The organism is Eubacterium sp. AM05-23 (assembly GCF_003477535.1).
In the GTDB taxonomy this organism is placed as follows: domain Bacteria; phylum Bacillota; class Clostridia; order Eubacteriales; family Eubacteriaceae; genus Eubacterium; species Eubacterium maltosivorans.
The window spans coordinates 1-4,301 of record NZ_QUDF01000027.1 but is presented as its reverse complement, the minus strand read 5'-3'; the positions used below and the strand labels follow the sequence as shown (position 1 = coordinate 4,301).

Here is a 4,301-nt window from a genome sequence, read left to right as displayed (position 1 = left end):
TTAGCCGACTATGTCTCCTTGATTACAGCCCTCGGAGGTGAAGCGATCCGGATTGCGGCTGGGAGTGAGGATCATATCAATGCGCTGGACATGGTCGAGGGCTATGGGGAAAACAATAACCCTGTGATCGACAAATCTGAGTTTGTACTCTCTTTGTTCGAACAGCTTGATAAAGATGGCCTGGGACCAAAAGAAAAATCCATCATTGACCGCTGCGTGGCCTATGTTTACTCCGATTACCAACGGGGCGGCGAGATCCCGACACTGTGTGTTCTCAGAGATAAGCTGATGGAGCAGTCAGAAGTGGAAGCCCAAGGACTGGCGTTAGAACTTGAACTGTTCACCGATGGAAGTTTAAATGCCTTTTCACATGAAACCAATGTGGACACCCAGAACCGCATCGTGGTCTATGACATCATGGATCTGGGGCGACAGCTCAAAACCATGGGGCTTTTAGTTATTACCGACGCCATGCTAAACCGGGTGACGGATAACTGGCGAAAAGGCAAACGGACACACATCTTTATTGATGAGTTCCATGTTCTTTTTGAAAATGAATACTCGGCTTCGTTCTTTAACTCTGCCTGGCGGCGTTTTAGAAAGCGGGACGCTTTTCCCACCGCGATCACTCAAAATGTGGAGTACCTTCTGGATTCGGTGTCGGCCAGCACCATGCTCTCGAACTCTGAGTTCATTGTGATGTTGAATCAGGCAGCTTCCGACCGGCAAAAGCTTGGGAATCTTCTGAACATTTCCCATGAACAAATGAACTACATCACCAACGCTGATGCCGGATGCGGCCTGATCAAGTACGGGAGCGCCCTGGTGCCTTTCATCAACCGGTTTCCGAAAAAAACAAAACTGTACAAGCTGATGACAACCAAGCCGAATGAAAAGTTTTGAATCATAAAACATTATATTGTCGAGTTACAATAAATAGTGATATTTTGACAATAAAAAACGATAATATACCGTAAACTTTTAATGGATCGATTATACGCTTGTGTTCGTTGAAATCAAAAGAAAACCGTGACCATTTGTCACAGTTTGAACGACTGGGAAAAAAGAGTGGTACGATAAAAGCATACAGCTGGAAATAAAAAAAGCCGCCTGAAAAATCAGACGGCTTATATACAGCAGATAATCGGCAGGGCGGCGTATCCTGCATCTCAGGTACTCGAAAGAGTGTGTTGGGAGCCATTTCCAACCTCAATTACCTGCTGGTATAATCTATGTACCCTTTATTCTTTTATACTCTCATTATAAGGCTTTTTAAAAGAGGCGTCAAGGTCTGAGAACAAAGAATTGACACGTTTAAGACGGCCACTATCCAGATGTTTTTTAAGCTTTCCATCGCTGATAGCATATAAAGAAGCAATAAAAAGATAACCATTTTTCAGATCAAGTTTAACGGCAACCATCATGTTCGCATCATAATGTTTTACAATCTCAATACTGTTGGGCTCTTTTGGATTCTTACCAATGTAATCTGGAAACTCAAGTATTTCAGAAATACAGGATAAATAAGTAAGACAATTGGGATGCCTTTTTTCAATATGAACGCGAAGCCCTTTTGACTGGTAAATCGGTCCGCATGGCAAATCGGATTGTGTGATCAGATTAAATGCGGGTGGATATTCACCAACTTTTATCATTTTGTTAAAATCGACCATGCGTTGCCTCACTTGTTCAAAAGAATAAGAATATTATACTAAAAAGAGAAAAGAAAAGCAAAAGAATCAAACGTACGAATTTTGCGTACAGTTCAAAGCTAAATACAGAAGCTGAAAACGATGAATAAAGGCCTTAAAAAAACCAAATGATTGATCAGACAATAGCGGATCAAATTTATAATAACATTTATCAACAGAAACAGGAATACGCAATCCGTATTCTTTTTTATTACGGCACGCCGCTCAAAAAATTTTGAGTGGCCTTTTTCATTTATACAAGTAGGAGGTGAGAAGCCATCAGCAGGGAGATTAAAACCCGGGAAGTCAAAAAAGACACAAAATTCTTAGATAAAACAAAGGCGGCCACCCATCATGTCAAGGAAAGCACCATCCGCACTAAAAATGCCCTGGAGCATGTGGGGGAGCGGTCCGAGCGCTCACCGAATGAATATGCGCAGAATCAGGTCATGGACAAGGGGAGCCAGACGATCAAGAGAACAGCAGAAGCCGCTCAGAAGCAGGGGGATCGGCTCTTTCATCATGGGGTGAACCAATACCGCGCTGGCAAGCAAATAGATCGAGCTGCTGCTGAAGCTTCAGAGGCAGGACAAGCCGCCAAAGAAGCCGGAAGCCCTATCAAGACCCGCGAAACCGTCAATGCCATGGAACGAAAGGCTGAAAAAAGCTTGAATAAGCTGAGTAAACCAGCAGATGGGAAAACCATCAAGCAGTCCATTTACTCGTCTGCAAAAAGCGTCCGGGCCACCGAAACCGTGATCCAGAAGAACGCCCGTCGTACCGTCAAAACTGCTGAGAAAACCGGAAAGCTGACCATTAAGACCGGCGAGGAAGCCACCCGGCTGACAAAGAGCAGTATCCGTACCATGAAACCGGGTATAAAAACAGGCCGGGCGGCTGCTCAGGCCAATGCAAAAGTGACAAAAACAGCGGCCAAAGCTTCCGCCCGAGCCACCCGGGCCGCGTCCAAAGCCGCGGTAAAGGCGTCAGCGCGGGCCGCGCAGCAGTCCGCCAAAGCCTCAGAGGCAACCGCGAAGATGAGTATTCAGGCGGCAAAGCTGGCGGTCAAGGCCCTTGCGGCTGCCGGGAAGGCGTTCGCCTCAGCCTTGGCTTCTGGAGGAGCCGTCGTCATTTTGATCATCATGATTGTGGTGCTTTTTGGCGGAGCGCTGTGCCTCATCGGCGGGAGCAACGCCACGGCTGCTGAAGCCGTCAGCGAAGAAGTGCAGGCCTACACGCCGCTCATACAGCGGTACGCCGCGGGGCACGGGATTCCCGAGTACATCGAACTGATTAAAGCCGTCATGATGCAGGAATCCGGCGGGCGGGGCGGCGATCCCATGCAGTGCAGCGAGTGTGGTTACAATGACCAGTATCCCGGGGGAATTACGGACCCGGAATATTCGATTAACATCGGTATCCGGTATCTGGCGGACTGCTTAAACGCCGCGGGGGTCACCAGCCCCATGGATTTAGAACACATCAAGCTGGCCTTACAAGGCTACAATTTCGGAGCCGGGTATATCACATGGGCCCTGGAAAACTACGGCGGCTACACCCAGACCAACGCACAGGAATTTGCCAGCCAGCATGGCGGAAACTATGGAGACGTGCGCTATGTGCCGAATGTCCTCCGGTATTACCCTTTTGGCCGCATTCCAACCGGTGGAGGAAACAGCAGCATTGTCAATGTGGCAGCCAGCCAGATCGGCAATGTGGGCGGAGAACCCTACTGGAGCTGGTATGGCTTCAGTTCCCGTGTGGAATGGTGCGCCTGCTTTGTCAGCTGGTGCGCGGATCAGTGCGGTTTTATCGACGCCGGGATCATCCCAAAATTTTCCTATGTACCAGATGGTGTGGCTTATTTCCAGAGTAAAGGCCAGTGGCAGGACGGCAGCTACACGCCGAAAGCCGGGGATATTATTTTCTTTACCTGGGATGGCAGCGGCAGTTCCGATCATGTGGGGATTGTGGAGAGCGTCACCGATGGCACCATTAACACCATCGAGGGGAATACGACCGATAGCTGTGCAAGGAGAAGTTATGCGCTGGGCAGTTATGTCATTCTGGGATATGGTGTCCCAGGATATATGAATTAGATAAAGTGAGGAATAAAAATGAGTATTGGACAGAAAATAAGAATGGAAGCCAAAAAGCAAAACCTAAATTTTAAACAGCTTGCTATGAAAGCAGGAATGCCCTATACAAGCTTCTACTCGATCTTGAAACGAGACACCCAACGTGTGTCCGTAGTAAGTTTATATAAAATAGCTAAGGCTTTAGGGATTCCGATGGAATACTTTCTTGACGATGAGGCGACGACCGCAGTCTATAAAGTACAACTAAAGCCTGAGAAAAAGAAGAAAAAAGCTAAGAAAAAGAAGAAAGCAAAAAAATTTAGTCATTAAGTCAAGACATTAGATTGAGAAAAAACGGGGAACCGGAGGCACTCAGCTTTCGCGTTCCCCTTTATTTGTGTGCGCAAAAATCGAATAACCCGGGGTTTTTAGGCTTTTGTTGATCCCCTTTATCAAAACAATAAATATGTCTGGCCCAACAGATGCAGAGAATGGGCCCGGCGGTGCGGTAGACCACTTGTGCCAATCTGTC

3 protein-coding genes and 1 pseudogene are annotated in these 4,301 nt (G+C 47.3%); 3 read left to right on the top strand and 1 reads right to left on the bottom strand.

Translation table 11 applies throughout. The features are described from left to right. Nucleotides 1–903: pseudogene (locus DW091_RS19845) on the top strand (TraE family protein); the annotation flags it as partial. A 338-nt stretch (nt 904–1,241) separates the two neighbouring features. Here DW091_RS19845 and DW091_RS19840 read toward each other — a convergent pair. Continuing rightward, nucleotides 1,242–1,673 carry a hypothetical protein gene (locus DW091_RS19840; RefSeq protein ID WP_118519110.1) on the bottom strand — a complete coding sequence of 144 codons (432 nt, stop codon included), beginning with the start codon at nt 1,671–1,673 and terminating at the stop codon, nt 1,242–1,244. 416 nt (nt 1,674–2,089) lie between these two features. Between DW091_RS19840 and DW091_RS19835 the strand changes: the two genes are divergently transcribed. Both DW091_RS19835 and DW091_RS19830 read left to right on the top strand, forming a co-directional pair. Continuing rightward, nucleotides 2,090–3,790 carry a lysozyme family protein gene (locus DW091_RS19835; RefSeq protein WP_224168855.1) on the top strand — a complete coding sequence of 567 codons (1,701 nt, stop codon included), beginning with the start codon at nt 2,090–2,092 and terminating at the stop codon, nt 3,788–3,790. 18 nt (nt 3,791–3,808) lie between these two features. Then, nucleotides 3,809–4,099 carry a helix-turn-helix transcriptional regulator gene (locus DW091_RS19830; RefSeq protein ID WP_118519108.1) on the top strand — a complete coding sequence of 97 codons (291 nt, stop codon included), beginning with the start codon at nt 3,809–3,811 and terminating at the stop codon, nt 4,097–4,099. Nucleotides 4,100–4,301 lie beyond the last annotated feature (202 nt).

Coding starts and splice junctions, on each gene's coding strand:
- DW091_RS19840 (WP_118519110.1), bottom strand. CDS start 1,673: ATGGTCGATTTTAACAAAATGATAAAAGTTGGTGAATATCCACCCGCA.
- DW091_RS19830 (WP_118519108.1), top strand. CDS start 3,809: ATGAGTATTGGACAGAAAATAAGAATGGAAGCCAAAAAGCAAAACCTA.